Raw genomic sequence first — 4,473 nt, forward strand, 5'->3', positions numbered from 1 at the left:
ATCATTGAATTATGGAAGTTGTCGGTTTTTTTTATGGGAAAAAACGATGCACTAAAAAGAGTGAATGAAAATTGAAATTTAAAAAATTATCTTAATTAAAAGGAATTTTTATAGGTTATTTTCGCTTAGAAGGGAGTATTTAACATGTTAATTTCGCTGAGTTCATCAACACTGTTAACATTATTTTTTATGGCGCTTAGTGCTTCTTGGCTAAGTGGATTATTGTTTTTACATGCAAGGATGCCTTTACGTTTTGTTCATATCCATATTGGTATCGCTGCTTTGCCTTCATTGATTTCTTTACTCGCACTTGTTAATAACAATGGAGATAGAGTTGTGGGGCCTTGGCATCTAGATACTTTAGCTTGGTTAATGGCTTTCTTTGTTCTTACAATTGGTTTAATCATTCAGCGTTTTTCTGTACGTTACTTAATGGGAGACCGCTCATATCGAAAATACTTTGCACTTTTTACATTTACTACAGGTGTATCTTCGGTTGCATGGTTAAGTGACGATCTTCGTTTCATGATCATTTGTTGGGGAGCAACGCTTATAGGATTGGTTCTACTCATAGGGCTAAATAAAGGGTGGAAAGTAGTTAGTGAAGCAACTAAAATCTCTGGCTATTTATTTACAATAAGTTGGATTGCGTTGCTATCAGCTATCATTTGGCTTTTTCAAGTAACTGGACAGTGGCAATTAACATCAGTTTTAACGAATGAAAATGTAGCGCTACATGGAACATTGGAGAGAACAGGAATTAACTTATTAATTATATTAGCGGTGATGATTCCAGCAGCACAATGGCCTTTTCAAAGATGGTTAATTGAGTCCGCTGTTGCTCCAACTCCTGTTTCTGCTATTATGCATGCGGGTTTAGTAAATGCTGGCGGTATCATGTTAACTAGATTTTCACCTCTTTTTCATGATGATATTGCACAAATCATTTTACTTATTTTCTCTAGTATTTCTGTCTTGATAGGTACAGGAATTAGTTTAGTCCAAGTTGATTATAAACGTCAGCTAGTAGGTTCAACTATTGCACAAATGGGATTTATGCTTATTCAATGTGCATTAGGCGCCTATTTAGCGGCTGTTATTCATTTAATTTTACATGGTTTGTTTAAAGCTACACTGTTTTTACAAGCTGGTTCTTCAGTGCAACGTTTTGGGGTAGTGAATCAGTCTAATGAAAAGATGTCCAATTTATGGATTATAGTCGGGCGTGTTTTAGGATTATTTATAGCAATTACTTTCTGGTTTATGACTTCTGGAGAGGGGTATCAACTAGTTAGTGCGTTAATCTTAGGCTGGTCACTATACTTTTCATGGAAACAGCTTGTTGTTTTTGGAGAGGGAAGAATGGGACGAATTGCTGGCGTAATTGTTTTGATTGGATTTTCTCTCATTTACTTTACCGTTCATAATTCTCTTTATAAATGGTTGCATACTGATATTTATCAAAGTGTTCAACCTTCAGCTCCAGCCGTTATCTTTGTTATATGTATTTTACTATTTAGTAGTGTTACTAGTACTTTCGTTACTCGTCATCAATCTTCTACTTTATTCGCTGTACTTTATCTTTGGTTAGTTCGAGTAGGTGAGGCGAGAAGAAAATCAGTAGAAAGTCACCCAAGCTATCTGAAACATTATGTATCAAAGGGAGGTAATTCGTGATGAGCATATCGTCAATATTAAAGAAAGATACAAACATTGATATGCAAGAAAATAATATAAATGATTTAGTTGCATCTGCTAGCCGAGTTATTGCACCACTTTGGCCTATCTCTACGTTTGCAGCTCACCACCCTTGGATGGGACTTGAAAAGCAATCATTTGAACAAGTCGCAAATTGGCTAAAAGAAGCTCGTAATGTGGATATGTATCCTAGTACTTCCATGATTCATTCGGCAAAAGCGAAAGGTGAGATTGAGGAATCATTTTTACAAAGTAGTTTGTCTCGTTGGCTGGATTCACAATCTTTTCATATTCCGCGAGAGAAAGTAGAGGGATTTTGCCAAGCGGCTTTAAAGTTAGAAAAATTACCTTCTAGTCTATTATCATCGCCAGAATTAAATAAACTGGCAGACGAAATGAGTTATATAAATACAGGGAGTATGAAAGCCTCTGTTATGCAGCCAATAAGTTCGCTTATAGAGAATCAAAATAGTGAAAACCTATCTGATATTCTTAATTATCATATCATTAAATGGTGTAAATTATATCTTGATGACTCCGGATCAAGTTGGACGATGCCAAATCGAGAGAAAGGTTTTTATCGTGCATGGCAACACCTTATTACATTTGATCCAGCGCTCAGTAAAAATGAGCGTAAAGTTTTAAAAGATTGGCCACAAGATGCCGAAGTAGCTTTAGCGAGAGCGTTATTTGAACTAGGGATTTCTGAATCTAACATACAAGCTTATCTTGAAGGGCACTTACTTTCTTTACCTGGGTGGGCAGGAATGATACGATGGCGCTCACAACAATCAATTCAGGAACAGGGGCTTTTAATAGAATATTTAGCAGTTCGAATTTCTATGGAGCTGGCTATTGCAAAACCTTATTTACCTTTAAAAAATCAAAAGGTTGAGAAAAAAGTTTCGATCGTCCCACTTATAGCTTCTTGGATCTATTGGGGGAATATTTCAACACGGGAATGGTCACAAATGTCTGCAGCTGAACAAAGCGAATTGTTAGCATTTGCATATCGTTTTGATGAAAATATTCGCAGGAAACTTTGGCTGGAAGCTTGGGAACAAACGCATGCAGAGCAATTAAGAGAGAAGATTGCTTCTAAACAATGTGCAACCAATGATAAAAAGCGTGTATTAGCTCAATTAGCATTCTGTATTGATGTACGTTCAGAACCGTTTCGTCGCCACCTTGAAAAATTAGGTCCGTTTGAAACATTTGGAATAGCTGGTTTCTTTGGATTACCAATTGCAACTAGTGAACTAGGTAGTAATAACAACCATCCTTCTTTGCCAGTTATACTCAAACCGAAACATCAAATAAAAGAGCTCACAAATGAAAATGAACTTAAATCTTATGAGCAGCGTAAGAGGGTAGGGAGTTCGGTACGTTATACATTTAAAACGATGAAACAGAACGTAATGACAAGTATGGCGCTACCTGAGTTAAGTGGTCCTTTACTTGGTCTACAGATGGTGACAAGAAGCTTTGTCCCAAGAGGAGTTGGTGGTTTCATTCGTAAACTTCGTAAAACTATGTTACAAAAACCTGATACAACATTCTCGCTTAATCATGTTCATGACACAAAGGGTGAGATACCTATCGGTTTTACAAAAGAAGAAAAGGTGAACTATGTGCGTCAAGCTTTAAAAATGGTGGGACTGACAGAAAAATTTGCTCCTTTAGTTGTAATGTGCGGACATAGTAGTCAAAGTACGAACAACCCTTATGCTGCAGCACTTGAGTGTGGTGCTTGTGGCGGAGCAGCAGGAGGATTCAATGCAAGAGTTTTTGCTACTTTATGTAATCTTCCAGAAGTGAGAGAGGCGTTGTTTGCTGAAGGTATTAAAATTCCTGAGGATACCATTTTTGCAGCAGCTGAACATAAAACAACAGTGGACGAATTGGAATGGATTTACGTCCCAGAACTTTCGGAAACTGCGCAAGAAGCATTTGATTGTATCGAATCGATTATGCCAAATGTGAGCCAACATGCAAATAGAGAACGTTTAACGCAATTACCTAATTTTAAAACGAAAATAAAAAATCCGAGTAAAGAGGCACATCGGTTTGCAGAAGATTGGAGTGAAATACGTCCAGAGTGGGGATTAGCACGTAATGCATCTTTTATTATCGGACAGCGTGAATTAACTCAAGATTGTGACTTAGAAGGTAGGGCTTTCCTTCATAATTATGATTGGAAACAGGATGAAAGTGGAGATATATTAGCTAATATTATTGCAGGACCAGGAACAGTTGCGCAGTGGATAAATCTACAATATTACGCATCAACTGTAGCTCCTCACTATTATGGTAGTGGAAATAAAACAACCCAAACCGTAACGGCGGGTCTCGGTGTTATGCAAGGGAATGCTAGTGACCTGTTGCCAGGCTTACCTTGGCAATCCGTTATGCAGTCAGATAGTGAGACGTATCATTCACCACTTCGTTTACTAATTGTCATTCAAGCACCTATTGAATATATAGAACGTTTGTTAAATAATGATTTCACATTTCGAGAAAAAGTTCAAAATGGATGGGTTAGACTTGCAAGTGTTGATCCAGAGGGAAGCTGGAAAAACTGGTAACAATTATTATTGTTACTAGCTTAAAAGTTTCATAAATACAATAATGAAGAAGGAGTGCTCCATATGAATTCAAAGAATAAAAAAGTTTTATTATTAACAGACATTGAACACGGAATAGAGCCTAGTATCCAACAAGTAACTAACATTCAACAAGAAAACATGTTGACTATACACAGCTATGATTCTGTAA

At 36.9% G+C, this 4,473-nt stretch carries 2 protein-coding genes and 1 pseudogene; all 3 read left to right on the top strand.

Going from position 1 to position 4,473, the window contains the following annotated elements:
- Positions 1–144: 144 nt before the first annotated feature.
- Complete coding sequence (locus ACQGS6_RS23440; RefSeq protein WP_000908923.1) at positions 145–1,677, top strand: NADH dehydrogenase subunit 5; 1,533 nt, start codon at positions 145–147, stop codon at positions 1,675–1,677.
- Positions 1,677–4,283 carry a DUF2309 domain-containing protein gene (locus ACQGS6_RS23445; protein WP_074626253.1) on the top strand — a complete coding sequence of 869 codons (2,607 nt, stop codon included), beginning with the start codon at positions 1,677–1,679 and terminating at the stop codon, positions 4,281–4,283. The genes ACQGS6_RS23440 and ACQGS6_RS23445 overlap by 1 nt, the downstream gene beginning before the upstream one ends.
- Before the next feature lie 63 nt (positions 4,284–4,346).
- Positions 4,347–4,473: pseudogene (locus tag ACQGS6_RS23450) on the top strand (carbonic anhydrase); the annotation flags it as partial.

The sequence above is a fragment of the Bacillus sp. GMs2/2 genome (genome assembly GCF_050172095.1).
GTDB lineage: Bacteria > Bacillota > Bacilli > Bacillales > Bacillaceae_G > Bacillus_A > Bacillus_A cereus.